Origin of the sequence: Bacteroides sp. ET336 (assembly GCF_024733815.1) — a bacterium.
In the GTDB taxonomy this organism is placed as follows: domain Bacteria; phylum Bacteroidota; class Bacteroidia; order Bacteroidales; family Bacteroidaceae; genus Phocaeicola; species Phocaeicola cellulolyticus.
This window is the reverse complement of the sequence record NZ_JANRHK010000015.1, coordinates 39850-54694: the sequence shown is the minus strand read 5'-3', so window position 1 is coordinate 54694 and position 14845 is coordinate 39850. Positions and strand designations below refer to the sequence as shown.

Genomic DNA, 14845 nt, shown 5'->3' with positions numbered 1-14845 from the left:
ATGTCCTTTGGTTCTCCTTCATTATATTATTGTCCGGGCGGGTACAGCAGCACCCGGTGGCCGGCTTTCAGCGTCACTTTCACACGTTGCATCTTTTGGGTGACGTATTGCGACACGCCCCGTATCACGCCTTTCCCCAGGTCGGAGGCGATCTGCGCCCCGGCATCCGTCGAGATGTTGATGCTGCTGTTCATAGAGCCTCCCATGTTGGCGGCTATCTCGCGCAGGGCATCGTATTCCATTGAGTTCGGCACCGCTATGCCCTGCTGCCCGTCGGCATCATACACTTCCAGTTCCACGGGGATGACTGACCCGTCATGCTCCACGGTAGAGATGAGGATGTCCAGGCGTTCCCCCTGCATCCGTGTGCCTCCGGTCAGCACCGTCCCTTTCGGGATGAGCCGGTCGTCCACCGCCATCGGTTCCAGCAGACGGATGCGGAGCGTCTGCCCGTCCGCCACGGTCTGGGTGCCGTGCACGCAGGCGGCGATGGTATTCCTGGCCGAAGCGAGCGTCTTTCTGACCGGCGTGTGGAACCCCGTGTTCCTTTCCCCGGCAAAGGCCGCCGCTCGCTCCAGGTCGTCTGACGGACGGGGAAGGGAGGATACCACCTGGTGCCGGACAGCCGTCACCGGCCTGGCCTCCGCCTTACGCCTTTCTGTTGCCGGACGGACCTGTGCCGTCTGCCCTCCGTTGTAGCGGGCGGCCAGTTCGTAGGATTTCTCCATCAGCGCCAGTTTCTCTTCCATCGAGTATTCCGAGGAAGCCTCCGGCTGCTGTGCCTGCCGCCGTTCCAGTTCCGCCACGCGCTTCCGCAGTTCCTCCTTCTCCCGGTCATAGGCCGGCTCATAGAAGTTGTTCAGGGTGCGGTTCATGTCGCGGTAGGCGGCGGACGGCGAGCGGGCGGTTTCCTGCCCGGCTGTTTCCCAGAGCTTTTCCGGAGGCAGGTCGGGCAACCGCACCGTATCGGCCTGTTTCCGGTCCAGCAGCGAGGCCATCTCCCGGTAGGTGCTCCTGCGTTCCTTTTCTTTTTTTTCCAGTTCCTCATGCTCGTAGGCGGCCACTTTGCTCTCCTGTATCCGGGAGTCTTCCGGCAGGGGAATTTCGGTGTTGAAGCCATTGCCCTGCCCGGCCTTTGCCTGTTCCTTTTCCGAAGGGGACAGGGCCAGCCAGACGCACCCGGCGCAGAGGAGTACCAGGACGGGATAGACGATGTATCCGGCCCGCTTCCGTTTCTGTTCTTCAGTCAGCGGCTTGCCGCCTTCCTTGGGCGGAGGCAGTTTCAGCAGCGTCCTGAGTTTTCCGATGTTCATTTTCATGTCTGTTTTCCGCTTGTTCTTTTTCGTTCATACTTTTTGTTCCGAATGTGATGCCGATGGGGCGGATGTGCTCCACCTCCGGCCCGGGACCGTCCCTTTCTCCGAATCCCTGCAGGGCGGTGCCTACGGTGTAGACGCATCCGGCAAGGAAAGGCAGGAACAGGGCCAGCAGGACGGCGGCCCGTTGCCTTTCCGTCAGTTTCCGGCAGGACATCCGCAGCCGGATGTCCGCCCGTTTCCAAAAGTTCCGCCGCCTGTTCATCGTTCCGCGCTTCTGAGGTCCCTGTTTTCCAGTATCACCAGGTGTTCGATGATGAACCCGTTGGGGTTGGCATCCGAGCGTGAGGTGTTCTGCAGCTCGCAGCCGGTCACCAGCGAGCGTTCCGTCACGTTGCTCTCGCGGATAATCAGCTGGCGTGCGTAGGTCTTCACCCGGTAAGGGTACACGGAGAAGTCGCACGACACGCTGTCCACTTGGAGCACCTGGTTCACGTTGCCCGATATCAGGCGGTTGTAGTAGCCTTTCTCGGCGAAGTCCGTATAGTACCGGTAGGCACTCCGGTCGGCGAGCTGCAGGGCACGGTTGATGTTGTGCTCAATGGCGTCCTTCTGCGGCGAGAGGCCGAAGAAAAGCTCGTGGAAACGCCGCACATGCTCCCTGGCTTCTGCGGGACGGTTCTGGGAGAGGTCCTGCGAGAGGGCGAGCATCAGCGACTTCCCGCCGTCCAGCACATAGATCTTTTCCCGCTGCTTTTCGGCGAAGCGGAACGAGCTCCACAGGGCATAGCTGGTGACGAGCGTGCAGCAGCCGATGAACACGGCCAGCATCAGGCGGATGCGGCGGAAGCTTGTCTCAATGTTGGTCAATGACTTGAATTCCATAATCTGTCTTTTCTTGGGTTATTTCCCCCGCAGCCTGCCTCCGACGTTGCCGAGCGCGGAGCCTGCGGCTCCTGCGGCCAGCCCGCCGCCTTTCACGGCGCTGCGGTTGATATTGCGGTTGTAGTTCCCTCCTCCGCCTGCCTGCACGATCCATCCCGCCACGGTCGGCACGGTGAAGTAGCCGATGATGCCTATCAGCATGAAGATGATGTACACGGCATTGGAGTTGTCCACCGAATAGTCGGGGTTACTCTGCAGTTCCAGGATGTCATTCTGGAGCATCAGCACCTGTATCTTGGCAAGCATGCAGCTGAACAGGTCGCTCACGGGCAGCCAGAGATAGACGGATATGTACCGGGTGAACCATTGGGCGAGCGTGGACTGGAACCCGTCCCACACGGAGAAGGCGAAGGCCACGGGGCCGAGGATGGAGAGCACCACGAGGAAGAACGTCCTCACCGTGTCTATCAGCAGCGAGGCGGCGGCGAACAGCAGTTCCAGCAGGCTGCGGAATGCGTCCCGGATGTTCTTTTCAAGGTTGTACATCCCCACTTCCATGTACATGCCCATCCGCGTGGCGGCGTCCCCGACAGACCATCCCAGCTCGTCCAGCTGCCGGTCAAACTCCTCGTCGCTGACCAGGTAGGCGGTTTCGGGGTTGCGCAGCATGGCTTCCCGCTCCAGCTTGTCCTTCTGTTCCCGGTATTTCTCCATGTCCATCGTCTGTGTCTCCAGCATGGAGTGCGTCCCCTGCACGATGAGCCCCAGCGTGTTGTTCAGCGTGCCCAGCACCAGCGTCGGGAACAGCAGGATGCAGATGCCGATGGCGAAGGGGCGCAGCAGCGGGTACACGTCTATCGGTTCGGCCTGCGCCAGCGACTGCCATACGCGGACGGCCACATAGAACAGGGCGCCCAGCCCGGCAAGCCCTTTCGACACGGCGAGCATGTCGCCGCACAGGGGCATCATCTCCTCATAGAGGTTTTCCAGCACGGTGTGCAGGTTGGTGAAGTCGATTGAAAGCAACGTCATGGGCTACCAGTATTTGGCGTCAGCTTTCCCGTAGAGCCGCATCACGCGGTCCAGGTCGTTCTTCTTCCGGGCACGCAGGAAGCTGACGGCGATGTTGCGATTCGTGTAATAGCCCACCAGGTTCCGATAGCGCCGCATGTTGCGGTAGCATCCGTCCACCACGTCCATGCGGTCCTTGTCCGTCATGGAAAGCGTGCTCACGTTGATCACCTGTTTCAGGTCCTGCAGCACGCCGTTGCTCTCTTCCAGCAGCTTCGTGTAGCCGAAGGCGATGGCGTCCAGTTCCTCCGGGGAGAAGTTCTCATCGTCCATCATCTTCCCGAAGTTCGTCACGTAGATGTCCGACACTTCACCGGTCATCAGGATGATTTCCTGTACCTTGCGGGCGTCACGCACCAGGTTGTTCACGCTTTTCAGCGCATCGTAGTAGCGTTTGGCCTGTTCGTAGATTTTCACGGTCTCTGCAAAGCTCTCCGCCGTGTTCACGGCCGTCTTCGAGGTGTGGGCGATGTTCTCCGCCATGTTGATGATGCCCTGGGCAAGGTTCCCGGGATCGCTCACCACCCACTGCGCCTGAGCGGCGGACGTGCCGAGCGCCACCGCCAGGCCGAATGCCAGGATTTTTCCGTTCCTCATGGCCGCACCTCCTTCCGCACATAGTCGCCTCCCGGCGAGAAGGTCAGCACGTCGGCAGCCTCGTTGTAGGCCACGTCAATGCGGTATCCGGTATTGATGAAGAGATTCCCGTCCTCTTCCACCAGCAGGTAGGTCTGCGGTCTCAGGCGGCGAGTCTTCCCGCTGCGGGCGAACACTGTCACCTTGTAGGAATCCCCTTCCCGGTAAACCAGCACGTCGGGTTTCCCTTCCACGCTTGTCCACGGCCCGCACAGCTTTTCCGTTTCCGGCCCCTTGATGTCCGCACATCCTTGCAGCATCAGGGCTGCCGCCCCCATGAGGCAGGCGGCCAGCTTCGGCAGTTGTCTGTTCTTTTTCATGATTGTCTCTGTTTTTAGGGTTGTTTCTTTTCATCACGTCTTTTTCCGGCAAGGCGGCGCACGGCAAGCTCCAGGTCGCCGTCCAGCCCGTCCGCCAGCCGTTGCAGTTCCAGTTTCTCGGATTCCTCCGTCGTGTACACCAGGTACTCTTCTTCGCTCACCTCCGTGGCGTACACGGCAGAACGGGTGCCTCCCAGCCCGATCCATACCTCGCGGTAGGCGTTCCCCGGGCGGTTCGCCTGGTTGATGGAGAGGATCTGTCCCTTTTCCTTGTCCGTCAGCCCGAGCAGTTTTTGTATCTGGCCGAACTTGTTCATGTATTTCCGCTGGTCAAGCAGTATCTTGCAGTCGCTGTTGTTGATGATGGCTTCTTTCACGATAGGTGAGGAGATAATGTCGTCCACTTCCTGGGTGACCACTACCGCTTCCCCGAAATATTTACGGACGGTCTTGAACAGATATTTTACATACTCGCTCATGTTCGCCGACATCAGGGCCTTCCAGCATTCCTCGATCAGTATCATTTTCCGGATACCTTTCAGCTTGCGCATCTTGCCGATGAAGGTTTCCATGATGATCAGCGTCACCACCGGCAGCAGCACCCTGTTCGAGGAAATGTTGTCCAGCTCGAAGACGATGAACCGTTTGTTCGTGAGGTCCAGCTTCCGGTCGGAATTCAGCAGGAAGTCATAGTCGCCTCCCCGGTAGAAGGGTTCCAGCACGTTCAGGAAACCGTCGATGTCGAAGTCCTTTTCACGTACCTTCTTCTCTTCCATCATCCGGCGGTAATCGTCGCGTACGAACTCGTAGAAACCGTTGAAGTCGGGCCTCAGGCTCCGGTCCTGCGTGATTTTCCGGATATAGGCGTTCACCGCGCCGGACAGGGCGACTTCCTCCGAACGGCTCGGCGCCTCGTCCTCCCGTTTCCAGAGGGTCAGTATCAGCGTCTTGATGCTTTCGCGCTTCTCCACGTCGAACTCCCCGGAATCGGTGTAGAAGGGGTTGAAGGCGATCGGGTTGTCTTCCTCATAGGTCAAGTAGATGCCGTCCTCGCCCTTCGTGCGGCGGTTGATCAGCCTGCACAGTCCCTGATAGCTGTTCCCGATGTCCACCAGCAGGATATGGGTGTTCTGTTCGTAATACTGCCTCACCAGGTGGTTGGTGAAGAACGATTTCCCGCTTCCGGACGGGCCGAGTACGAACTTGTTGCGGTTGGTGATGATGCCCCGCCTCATCGGTTCGTCGCTGAGGTCCACGTGCACGGGTACCCCGCTCTGGCGGTCCGCCATACGGATGCCGAACGGGCTGGGTGAACTGCGGTAGTTCGTCTCTTCCGTGAACAGGCATACCGCCTGCTCTAGGAAGGTGTGGAAGCTTTCCTCGGCAGGAAAGTCGCCCGCATTGCCGGGGATGCCCGCCCAGTACAGCACCGGTACGTCAACCGTGTTGTGGCGGGGCGTGCATTCCATCATGGCCAGCTGGCTTCCCGTATCGTTCTTGGCACGCCGCAGGCTTTCCCCGTCTTCCGCCCAGGCAAGCACGTTGCAGTGGCAGCGCACGGGCAGCACGCCTTTCGTGTGGGCCTCGTCCAGGTACATTTCCACCCATTCCCGGTTTACTGCGTTGCTGCGGCTGTACCGGGAGAGGGAGAGCATGTTCCGGGCGGTCTTCTCCATGTCCTGCAGGACTGTCCGCGCGTCGTCGATGAAGACATACTGCGAATAGATGTGGTTGCAGGGGAGCAGCAGCCCTACGGGGGCGGCGAACGAGAGGCGGCAGTCGCTGCGGTCCGTGGACATCCGCCCGTAGCGCATGTCGGTGCCCACCTTGCCGGGGAGGTCGTCCGCTGCGGAGAGGGTGTGCAGGCACAGCCGCTTGTCTCCGATGCGCATCCGGTCCGGCTCCAGACAGATGTCTTCCAGTACCGTCTGTCCGCCTTCCGGAGAGAGGGACAGGTAGCGTTCCACCAGCCCCGGACGCTCTTCCGTGCCCGTGATTTCTTCCGGCGGCAGGCGGCGCAGGCGCACATGCCCCGAGTCGTTGACAATCCGTTCGAACTGTTCCACCGCCTCCATGAAACGGGAGGCGGCCTCCTTGTCCGTCACTTCTTTGGGCAGGATATGTCCCCGGCACAGGGTGCTGAAGTCGCTGTTCCGGCGGCTCCGTTCCCGCACGGTCTTGGTCACGTAGAGGTAGCAGCGGTGGTTCAGGTAGGGACGCTCGTTGAAGTGGCGTTCATAGCTCCGGGCCAGGAAGCTCATCTCCCTGCCTTCCCAGTCCGGCCGGTAGCTCTCTTCCGTGAACCAGTCCTGCTTGCACACGATGGAATAGTCGGGCAGCACCCGGATGGCCTTCACCCACACGGAGTGGATGGCTTCGTATTCCCCCGCCGCCACGGTGTACACCTCGGGCAGCGTCACCTCGAAGGCGACCGTCAGGTCCGCGTCCTTCGACACGATGCAGCGGTGCTCCACGGCAAGCAGGGGGAATTTCCGTTCCAGTGTCTCGGCTTTCAGTGTGTTTCTCATGGCTTTCTTTCAGAATTTAACACTCGGAATATCTTTCTGCGCCGGATCAGGTAGCGCGGGTGGCGCTTTTCCGCCAACATCTTCATCAGCCCGTGTTCGCCGAACCGCGCGTTCAGCCGGAACACGCCCCAGGCCAGCAGGCTGCCGGCAAAGATGCCGCCCAGGATGCAGGTCCATTGCCCCGCACCGGCGAGGTACAGGACGACCACCGCCAGCAGCACGGCGGCGAGCCCGCCCGCCAGGATGAAGAGGTACATGGAGGTCAGCCCCTTGAACTCCACCTGTTTTCCTACGCCTTTGTTCACGTCGTACTCCATAGGCTCAGAGGAAGAAGGAACGCAGGATGGTGGCGGCTACAATCAGGAAGATGCAAGCGAAGAACCAGCTCGCGGCGGTTTTCGACGTGTCGGGGTCCCCGCTGGAAAACTTTCCGTAGGTCTTGATGCCGCCCACCAGACCGAGTACGGCGCCGATGGCATAACACAGTTTCGTGGCCGGGTCAAAATAGCTGGTCATGAGGCTGGTGGCCTCGTTGATGCCTGCAAGTCCCTCGCCCTGGGCGAAAGCCCCTGCCGTCACTAACACGCTCAATGCGGTAAAAAGGATTCTTTTTCTCATGCTTGAATCGTTTTTGGGGTTACACAATTGATTTCGGTGCAAATATAGAGGCGGACAAAGTGTCATGGTACGGGTGTTTCATCACATGGCGGCAGATGTCCTCAGATGTCTGTTTCAAGAGTCGTCCGGCATTCTTTATACTCTAAGCCAGAGCCATTCTCGGCAGGCTTTCATCCTCAAGACAGATAAAGTACAGCAGATGTTACCATATTCACTATGTCATGACCGATGTGAAGCTGGGCACACGGCATAGATTTTTTAAAACAGGAACTCTATCGTTAGTAATGTACACATTTTTTGTCTATTTTATTTAAATCATTCATTATGCAAACAAATTATAAGAATGTAATTCAATACCACAATTTCAAGGGTTGAGAATCTGGAAGTTACTCCTCTTCTTGGCACATTGCCTGATCTATTGACTAAATTTCCGACTACTTGCTTGGATATATTCAGAATTTTTGCGAATATTGCAAATAGGTAGTGCATACGATATTTATCTATTAAAAGTTTAGGTATATTTAATTTGTTAAATATCAGCAATATGCACATTTCTATACATAAATCTTTTATCAATTTAATTTCGTCAACGGGTAACTATGAGGTGCTATGTATGTAATAGGGAGATAATGGATAAGCCTACTAGTGCGAATCATTGCAAGGCACATGGAGAACATATAATACACAATGGGATACGGGGAAAGTTAATTTCTCGTACCATATTGTGCGAGGAATGCGGAGGTGCATACAGTAAAGATGACGCAAACTTTTGCAAAATTTTTGCACCATTTATTGTAGCTTTAAGCGATCGAATGATTCCCGCAGATCATGGTAGGCCTGATGGAAATACGCTTAAAGGAAGTCTATTCAAGACTCCTGCCATAAAGGAAGGTGATAATGGCATAGAGGTTACAGCCAAGAATGGCAAAGTTATACCTATTCAACCATTCTATACGATAGAAGGAAACAAAATAGATGTTTATGCTGGCGAGAAGCGCATCAAAGATTACCTAAAAGTGCTAACTAAAGAATTAACAGACAAGGGTGATGACATTGGTCATTATACAATAGAACAGCATACAGATATTCATGATCAAGGCTATCTTGCTTACTATTTTTCAAAAGGGAATGACAATTTCAACGTAGACTTTAAAAAGGGTATGGTCAAGATAGCTACAGAGTATGCTCTTCATTGCGGAATAGACCGTGATGTACTTACTGAGGTTATATCAATAGACGACAAGGGTAAGGGAACGATAGACTATGACAAGGCAAAACTGACACCTTTTATTCCAACCACATTGTTCGACATTTTATATGAAGACTATCGATATCTTTTTGAGGATGGTTATCCCTCACATATGCTTAAATTATTTACATCGAAGTACAATGATGGCAAAACGCGATTGTATTGCTACCTTGATTTGTTCAGTACTTTTCAATATTATGTACTATTGAACGATGACTACAAAGGCGAAGAGATAAGTAAAGCTTATGCACAGCGTTTGATACCAAAGGAATCGCGCCCTGATGTGAGCAATTATAGTCCAAAGGATTTGAGTGTAGTAGTACAAGAGTATAAGATAGATAAGAGCGGGTTGGAAGGCAAAAGCTATGAGGAGCAAGTAGCATATGTACAAGCATGTATAGATAAATACCCTCTACAAACCTATGATTTACAGGTAGCACTAGAAAATGCAGTTAAGAGGATCTATACGATAGTTACGGCTTATTATGCAAAGTTGCCAGAAACATCTTTTCAAGAAGGGGCGTGGAAAGCCTTGTTATCTCCTTTGGGATTGAATGATATACCTGCATCAATAAATACTATTCTAGATACTTGTTGTAAAGATGCTCATATCACTGACCTGCCAAAACATTATCAAGCATTTGCAGAATCAATAAAGCCAGAGTACTATCGGAAGTATGGATTTGAGATTATTGAAAATGAAATAATAAATTATTCTCATCCCGATGAGAGCATGAAGGTTTTACACAAGATGAAGGCAGCAGCAGAGGAATATACGAATGCTAAATTCTCACATTTGAGTTGTTTGTGTTATGAACCGTCAAAATTGAAGGAAAAAAACTTGTAGGATGAATCAGAAATCACTAGAGTTTATATGAAAGGGAAAGTGTGTTAACGTACATTTCTCTTTCCTTATCCGTATGGGACGGTGAAACAATCTTTCTACACCTGTTCTTTGAATAATAAGGTATATAACAGAAACGTGGATTTTAACTTTTCACAAAGATTCGTCCATCCACCCCTACCGAATACCTATCATTATGTAATCTATAATCGGATATTGTTCCAACAAAGAGTAGAAAATACTGCTTCATAATGTTGTGAAGCGATATGATGCTAATCTTATAAAAAATTTTATGAAGTGATAAAGCGTTGTTTTTCTAAGGATGATTTTATCTATAGTGACCCATCTGATTTATGGCATATTGTCTCATGTAATGTGCTTTCCTAGTTCACTTCCATTTGAAAAAGAATATCGGATAGCAATGGAATCATCCGTATCAGGACAGATATCGGGAAATTGCAGGAACTACCTTTGTGACAGGAAAAATAACAACGCCCGACACAGCACAGACTCACACACGTGTGAAACAACTGTATCGGGCGTTTTTATTTACGCTATCAGTGTTTTCCAATCCTTTCCGGATTCATTTTTAGGAGGAGTGCTGTTCCTGACCGGCTTCGGATTCCCCTCTTCATCCAGATACCTTCCCATCAGTTCCTCGATGACCTCCTTGTTTTCCACCTGTGCCTCAATGACCGCGAACATTTCCGTTTCACGTATTGCATGCAGTGTAAGGGCGGCACGGGACGATTGTTCCTCGTTCTCCCTGGCCCGGTTCCGGTTGAACAGCACGTCGGCCATGTTCACCAGGTCCGCCTGTGTCACCGGTTGCGACACGGCTTCCGTGGGTATATTCATGGCATCCAGTTCTTCCTGTTCTTCCTGCAACAGGCGTATCCGTTCCAGGTCCAGCGTGCATTCCACGTCCTCTTCCGGCATTTCCGCTTCCTCGCCGATAAAATCCTTCTCCAGAGGCAGGCTCAGGAAAGGGGCTCCCGTTTCGCCCGTGTTCTCGTCTAAATAGACGGACTGCGTACCGCCCATCACACCCGCTTCCGGAATCGGTTCGGGAAGCGGCGTTCCTTTCTTCTCCGTTTGGGAGGATGAGGGCATGGCATACAGTGCATCACAGATTCTTCTGACCGGGCCTTTGGTTTGCCATACCTTATATAAGATATAGGCGGCACAGGCCGTCCGTACCGACAGATAGATTAATTCTTCCATTGTATAGGTCTTTGGGTGGCTTTTTCATTATAAATCTCGTTGATGATCTCTTCATACTGCTTCAGGTGGTCCGAAAGCACGTTGTTTACGAAAGCGGGTACCGACAGGTCCGGTGCTATCACAGGCAATACACCCGCAATGGCACGGTACAGCGCATCGTGGATGTAGGTCTGCCGCCGGGTGCCTTTGAGACGTTCCGCAAGAAAGCGTTTCCGGTACGCTTCCTGTTCCGGTGGTGCCCCGTGAAGGGGTTCCATTTCCTTTTCCCCGTCTTTGGGGTCCTTTCTTTGAGGCGAAGGGGATGCTCCGTTGTCCGTCATTTCTTCAAGGGCGGCCGTATCTCCCGCCACTACCCGTTTGAGGACATCCTCGTCCACATCGTATATTTTACGGTTTCTGTTTGCCATAGTATGCTGTATTTTTAGTCAGTAAGTCCGAGTATCGTTTCCAGTTCGTCGGCAAGCAGGTCGATGTGGCTCCCTTTCAGCAGGGAAGGCGAAGGAGGAAACAGTGTGCTGCGGAATACCTGGCCGTCCGTGCAGATGCCCCGGTTGAAGCGTTCCGCCTTCGGCAATACGGTTTCCAGCGTCTTCAGCTTCAGATGGCGGAAGATTTCCGTGTAGGCGCGGTAAAGTTCCTTGGACACCCGGCGGTCCATGCAGTTCCAGAACAGGCGGATGTCCTTCAGCGGGAAACTGTCATTGCGGGAAAGCAGTTCCCGGATGGCAAGCACGAAGTTCATGCTGCTCTGCATGACCATCCGATTCTGTGTCACCGGTACGAACAGATAGTCCATGTTCACCAGGGAACGGAACACGCCTGCGGCATTCACCGTTCCGGGCAGGTCCGTCAGCACAAGGTCATAAGCGGTTTCCGAGCGGTCCAGGAATTCGTAGGCGGTCTGCTTGGCGTCTTCGGGGGTGGAGGTCAGCACGGTATAGGCTTTCCGCTCGCTTCCCTCAAACTGTTCCAGCAGCTTTCCCTGAAGCTTTTCGTTCTTTTCCACTGTCTTGATGTCCCATTCCCGGATGTCGCGGATGCTGTGCTGCGGATAGTCGCAGTCCACGACCAGCACGTTTCTGCCTTTCCGGTAATGGAAATAGCTGGCAAGGAGTATCGTCAGCGTGGACTTGCCGACGCCTCCTTTCTGGTTGCTCAAGGCAACGAACAAAGGTTCTTTCTTCTTTTCCATTGTATTTTCTTTTTGGGGGTTGATTAGCTGTTTGTTTATGTAGGTGTGCCATGCAGAATGCCTTGCATCAGTACCTTGCTACATACATTGCGCTCGTTGATACAATGCAACATATACGATAGGGCATTGTATATATGGCAAAGTGTATGATGCCAAAGAATGTATGGCAGGATTGTCACCAATGCATCCATGCAATATAATATGGAATGCATCAAGGCCATACTTGCAGGAGTCAATGCAGGACGTTACAGGCCACAAGGCATTGACATATCCGATGCACCGTCATACCTGTTGCATCCTTGTATGTACTGTGTCACGGCAAGTGATGCAACGGTGGCCGTGTTATGTCACGATACCTGTTGCAAGGCTGCGGTCAGAACTTTACATCATCCAGCTTGCGGTGGAACAGTTCTTCCAGTTCCGCCCCGTAGGTCTTCAGGTGATGGGCCAGCACATTGTCCAGAAAGGCGGGCACGGTCATCCCTTCCTTGACCATGGGCAATATGCGGGCAAGCAGGGAGTAGGTTTCACAACTGATGTAAGTCTGCTTGCGGTGTACGGTTTCGTTGCGGTCCAGAAAGAGGTCTTCATAGGTTTCCTGCATCCGCAAGTCTTCGGCTGCGTTTCCTTCCCGGTCATCCGGGACGGCGCCGAGTGTTATTTGCTCTACCAGGATGGTACCGCCGCTTTCCTTTTTCCGGCACAGGCTTTCAAACAGGCTTTTCTTCTTTCTCATAACTTCTTGAATTTAGGTGAATATTCATTTTCCGGTTCACTCTCATGGCACGCGACAGGGCAATGTGTTCCGTATGGCGGTGCATCCCGTCCGGCATTGCCGCATACACGGCATCCATGCAATGTTGGAAGCAAGACATCCCTGTCATATCTTGTGTATGGCAGGATATGAACGGATGCGTAGCACTGCATGCCCTCTTGCGTCACGTCAAAAGTAGGAAGTATTTCCGTCCCATGGATGACCGGTGGAGTGCTTTGGCATGATACGACGTCAGATGTCCTCACATGTCAGGCAAACGGTTGTTTGACAGCCCGTTGAAAGGGACTAATTTTGCACCGTAAACCATGACGGAAGAGGGAAATGCGCTTCACCGGCCTGCCACGCTCCGCAAGCGTCGCACGGCAATCCGGCGAAGGCGGATTCTCTGTTCAAACGAACAGAGCAAGTTGTGTCTTTGTCCGACAGAAATGCTTCTGCCCGACAAAGACCTCCGGCCCGCCCGGAGCGGGCGTTTTTCTCCAAAGTCAAAAACAAGGGAAATTTATGGGTAAAGACACAAGGGCAAGAACAGGCAGGAAGCCCAAAAACGATCCGGCGGACTACAAATACAGCTTCCGCCTGAATGCGGCGGAGAAGGCGAAGTTCGACAGACTGTTGGCGGAATCGGGAGCCAGGGACCGTACGCTTTTCATCAAGAAGGCCGTCTTTGGAGGCACGCTCAAAGTAGTGAAGGTGGACAAGGCCGGCATGGACTATTACGTCCGGCTGACCGAGTTCTACAGGCAGTTCCAGGCGGTGGGCAACAACTACAATCAGGTGGTACGTTCCATCCGCAACAACTTCGGGGAAAAGCGGGCGATGGCTTTGCTCTACCGGCTGGAGAAGTCCAACCTGGAACTGATACTCGTGTGCAGGAAAGTGATGGCACTCACCGAAGAATACCAGCGGAAATGGTTGCAAAGATAAGTCACGGGACAAGCCTCTATGGGGCGCTTGCCTACAACTTCAACAAGGTGGCGGCAGGTACGGCACAGGTCCTTTCAGGCAACCGCATCATATCCGACCGTCCGGACCAGCCGGGCGGGGACATGCGGCTGGCGCTGCTTTCCTTCGAGAATCACTTGCTGGCGAACCGGCGTACCGAGAAGCCGGTCCTGCACATCGCCCTCAGTCCGGCACCGGAAGACACACTGACGGACGGACAACTGGAAGGGCTGGCGGCAAAGTACATGGAAAAGATGGGCTATGGCAGCCAGCCTTACATCGTGTTCAGGCACGGCGACACGCACAATCCGCACATCCACATCGTCAGCGTATGCGTGGACGATGAGGGACGGAAAATCAGTGATGCCTACGAACACCGCCGGTCCATGACGGCCTGCCGTGAACTGGAACAGGAATTCGGTCTGCGCAACAGTGCGGAAGTACAGGAGCGTGAATGGGGAACGGAACTGAAGAAGGTGGATGCTTCGTCAGGTGACGTGCGCCACCAGGTAGGCAACACGCTGAAAGCCGTGCTGGAAAGCTACCGTTTCCAGACCTTCGGCGAATACAGCGCGTTGCTGTCCACGCTCAATATTGAAGCGAAGCTGGTGCGGGGCGAATACGGCTGCAGGTCCTATACCGGCATCGTGTATGCGGCAACGGACGACAACGGGAAGGTGGTCAGCCCGCCGTTCAAGAGTTCCCGGTTCGGCAAACGGTTCGGGAAGGAAGGGCTGGACAGGAGGATGCTGGTGCATGCGAAGGACATCAGGGAAGGCAGGTGGGCACCGTCCATACAGCGGCTGGTGGCGGAAGCCATGCGCAACGCCCGTTCGCGGGAGGAGCTGGTCAGGATGCTGGACAGACAGCATATCGGGGTGGTGTTCCGCGAGAACGCATCCGGCAGGATATACGGCGTGACCTTCATCGACCGTGACCGCCGCGAGGTGTTCAACGGATCGCGCATGGGCAAGGAGTTCTCGGCAAATGTGTTCAACGAACTTTTCCGCTGGTGGGAAGGCATTCCGGCTCCTGCGCGGACGGATTCCTCTGCCGAACTTTGGCGCAGCCGCCGTCCGGAACAGGGCAGCGTGCTGGAACAGGCGGCCGGCATCCTCTCCATGGAACAGAATCCGGCGGTCGATTACGAGGAGGAGGCTTTCCGCCGCCGTATGAAACGCAAGAAAAAACAGCAGAAACGCAGGTCACGCGGTATTTGACCGTATAGGAACAACGAATAAT

Annotated in this window: 17 protein-coding genes and 1 pseudogene; 3 read left to right on the top strand and 15 right to left on the bottom strand. The window is 54.2% G+C overall.

The annotated features are described in order from the left end of the window. Positions 1–26: 26 nt before the first annotated feature. The 10 genes and pseudogenes from traM to NW213_RS12710 form a co-directional block, all read right to left on the bottom strand. Entirely contained in the window at positions 27–1319 is a 1293-nt protein-coding gene (gene traM, locus NW213_RS12750) for a conjugative transposon protein TraM (RefSeq protein WP_258323010.1), read from the bottom strand. Continuing rightward, positions 1243–1581, bottom strand: coding sequence for a TraL conjugative transposon family protein (locus tag NW213_RS17015; RefSeq protein WP_375338148.1), 339 nt, complete (start codon positions 1579–1581; stop codon positions 1243–1245). Before NW213_RS17015 ends, traM begins: the two co-directional genes overlap by 77 nt. Further along, complete coding sequence (traK, locus tag NW213_RS12745; protein ID WP_258323009.1) at positions 1578–2201, bottom strand: conjugative transposon protein TraK; 624 nt, start codon at positions 2199–2201, stop codon at positions 1578–1580. The genes NW213_RS17015 and traK overlap by 4 nt, the downstream gene beginning before the upstream one ends. An 18-nt stretch (positions 2202–2219) precedes the next feature. Further along, complete coding sequence (traJ, locus tag NW213_RS12740; protein WP_258323008.1) at positions 2220–3233, bottom strand: conjugative transposon protein TraJ; 1014 nt, start codon at positions 3231–3233, stop codon at positions 2220–2222. Positions 3234–3236: 3 nt separating this feature from the next. Continuing rightward, positions 3237–3869, bottom strand: coding sequence for a DUF4141 domain-containing protein (locus NW213_RS12735; RefSeq protein WP_258323007.1), 633 nt, complete (start codon positions 3867–3869; stop codon positions 3237–3239). Continuing rightward, positions 3866–4228: a DUF3876 domain-containing protein gene (locus tag NW213_RS12730; protein ID WP_087209294.1), complete on the bottom strand. Its 363-nt coding sequence runs from the start codon at positions 4226–4228 to the stop codon at positions 3866–3868. Before NW213_RS12730 ends, NW213_RS12735 begins: the two co-directional genes overlap by 4 nt. Positions 4229–4242: 14 nt before the next feature. Continuing rightward, entirely contained in the window at positions 4243–6756 is a 2514-nt protein-coding gene (locus NW213_RS12725) for a TraG family conjugative transposon ATPase (protein ID WP_258323006.1), read from the bottom strand. Then, a complete protein-coding gene (locus NW213_RS12720) occupies positions 6753–7073 on the bottom strand; it encodes a DUF4133 domain-containing protein (RefSeq protein ID WP_258323005.1) in 321 nt (106 codons plus the stop codon). Before NW213_RS12720 ends, NW213_RS12725 begins: the two co-directional genes overlap by 4 nt. 4 nt (positions 7074–7077) lie before the next feature. After that, a complete protein-coding gene (locus NW213_RS12715) occupies positions 7078–7374 on the bottom strand; it encodes a DUF4134 domain-containing protein (RefSeq protein WP_013617142.1) in 297 nt (98 codons plus the stop codon). Positions 7375–7722: 348 nt separating this feature from the next. Continuing rightward, positions 7723–7926 (bottom strand): annotated as a pseudogene (locus NW213_RS12710) (IS982 family transposase); the annotation flags it as partial. Positions 7927–8003: 77 nt separating this feature from the next. Between NW213_RS12710 and NW213_RS12705 the strand changes: the two are divergent. Further along, on the top strand, positions 8004–9470 hold the full coding sequence (locus NW213_RS12705) for a hypothetical protein (RefSeq protein WP_258323004.1): 1467 nt from the start codon (positions 8004–8006) through the stop codon (positions 9468–9470). 546 nt (positions 9471–10016) lie between these two features. Here NW213_RS12705 and NW213_RS12700 read toward each other — a convergent pair. The 5 genes from NW213_RS12700 to NW213_RS12680 form a co-directional block, all read right to left on the bottom strand. Beyond that, positions 10017–10691: a DUF4122 domain-containing protein gene (locus NW213_RS12700; protein WP_258323003.1), complete on the bottom strand. Its 675-nt coding sequence runs from the start codon at positions 10689–10691 to the stop codon at positions 10017–10019. After that, a complete protein-coding gene (locus NW213_RS12695; RefSeq protein ID WP_258323002.1) occupies positions 10679–11098 on the bottom strand; it encodes a DUF3408 domain-containing protein in 420 nt (139 codons plus the stop codon). The genes NW213_RS12700 and NW213_RS12695 overlap by 13 nt, the downstream gene beginning before the upstream one ends. 14 nt (positions 11099–11112) lie before the next feature. Then, positions 11113–11883, bottom strand: coding sequence for an AAA family ATPase (locus NW213_RS12690; RefSeq protein WP_258323001.1), 771 nt, complete (start codon positions 11881–11883; stop codon positions 11113–11115). A 373-nt stretch (positions 11884–12256) separates the two neighbouring features. Beyond that, complete coding sequence (locus tag NW213_RS12685; RefSeq protein WP_258323000.1) at positions 12257–12619, bottom strand: DUF3408 domain-containing protein; 363 nt, start codon at positions 12617–12619, stop codon at positions 12257–12259. Further along, positions 12616–12903 carry a hypothetical protein gene (locus NW213_RS12680; protein ID WP_258322999.1) on the bottom strand — a complete coding sequence of 96 codons (288 nt, stop codon included), beginning with the start codon at positions 12901–12903 and terminating at the stop codon, positions 12616–12618. Before NW213_RS12680 ends, NW213_RS12685 begins: the two co-directional genes overlap by 4 nt. 259 nt (positions 12904–13162) lie before the next feature. Between NW213_RS12680 and mobA the strand changes: the two genes are divergently transcribed. Both mobA and NW213_RS12670 read left to right on the top strand, forming a co-directional pair. Further along, the gene (mobA, locus tag NW213_RS12675) at positions 13163–13585 is read left to right on the top strand and encodes a conjugal transfer protein MobA (protein ID WP_258322998.1); all 423 of its coding nucleotides are present in this window, start codon (positions 13163–13165) and stop codon (positions 13583–13585) included. Continuing rightward, the gene (locus tag NW213_RS12670; RefSeq protein ID WP_258322997.1) at positions 13570–14823 is read left to right on the top strand and encodes a relaxase/mobilization nuclease domain-containing protein; all 1254 of its coding nucleotides are present in this window, start codon (positions 13570–13572) and stop codon (positions 14821–14823) included. Before mobA ends, NW213_RS12670 begins: the two co-directional genes overlap by 16 nt. The last annotated feature ends 22 nt before the right edge of the window (positions 14824–14845 follow it).

Excerpts from the sequence above, each read along its gene's own strand:
- NW213_RS12720 (WP_258323005.1), bottom strand. The coding sequence starts at position 7,073 with ATGGAGTACGACGTGAACAAAGGCGTAGGAAAACAGGTGGAGTTCAAG.
- NW213_RS12695 (WP_258323002.1), bottom strand. The coding sequence starts at position 11,098 with ATGGCAAACAGAAACCGTAAAATATACGATGTGGACGAGGATGTCCTC.
- traK (WP_258323009.1), bottom strand. The coding sequence starts at position 2,201 with ATGGAATTCAAGTCATTGACCAACATTGAGACAAGCTTCCGCCGCATC.
- NW213_RS12705 (WP_258323004.1), top strand. The coding sequence starts at position 8,004 with ATGGATAAGCCTACTAGTGCGAATCATTGCAAGGCACATGGAGAACAT.
- mobA (WP_258322998.1), top strand. The coding sequence starts at position 13,163 with ATGGGTAAAGACACAAGGGCAAGAACAGGCAGGAAGCCCAAAAACGAT.
- NW213_RS12700 (WP_258323003.1), bottom strand. The coding sequence starts at position 10,691 with ATGGAAGAATTAATCTATCTGTCGGTACGGACGGCCTGTGCCGCCTAT.
- NW213_RS12685 (WP_258323000.1), bottom strand. The coding sequence starts at position 12,619 with ATGAGAAAGAAGAAAAGCCTGTTTGAAAGCCTGTGCCGGAAAAAGGAA.
- traM (WP_258323010.1), bottom strand. The coding sequence starts at position 1,319 with ATGAAAATGAACATCGGAAAACTCAGGACGCTGCTGAAACTGCCTCCG.
- NW213_RS17015 (WP_375338148.1), bottom strand. The coding sequence starts at position 1,581 with ATGAACAGGCGGCGGAACTTTTGGAAACGGGCGGACATCCGGCTGCGG.
- NW213_RS12715 (WP_013617142.1), bottom strand. The coding sequence starts at position 7,374 with ATGAGAAAAAGAATCCTTTTTACCGCATTGAGCGTGTTAGTGACGGCA.
- NW213_RS12735 (WP_258323007.1), bottom strand. The coding sequence starts at position 3,869 with ATGAGGAACGGAAAAATCCTGGCATTCGGCCTGGCGGTGGCGCTCGGC.
- NW213_RS12670 (WP_258322997.1), top strand. The coding sequence starts at position 13,570 with ATGGTTGCAAAGATAAGTCACGGGACAAGCCTCTATGGGGCGCTTGCC.
- traJ (WP_258323008.1), bottom strand. The coding sequence starts at position 3,233 with ATGACGTTGCTTTCAATCGACTTCACCAACCTGCACACCGTGCTGGAA.
- NW213_RS12730 (WP_087209294.1), bottom strand. The coding sequence starts at position 4,228 with ATGAAAAAGAACAGACAACTGCCGAAGCTGGCCGCCTGCCTCATGGGG.
- NW213_RS12690 (WP_258323001.1), bottom strand. The coding sequence starts at position 11,883 with ATGGAAAAGAAGAAAGAACCTTTGTTCGTTGCCTTGAGCAACCAGAAA.
- NW213_RS12725 (WP_258323006.1), bottom strand. The coding sequence starts at position 6,756 with ATGAGAAACACACTGAAAGCCGAGACACTGGAACGGAAATTCCCCCTG.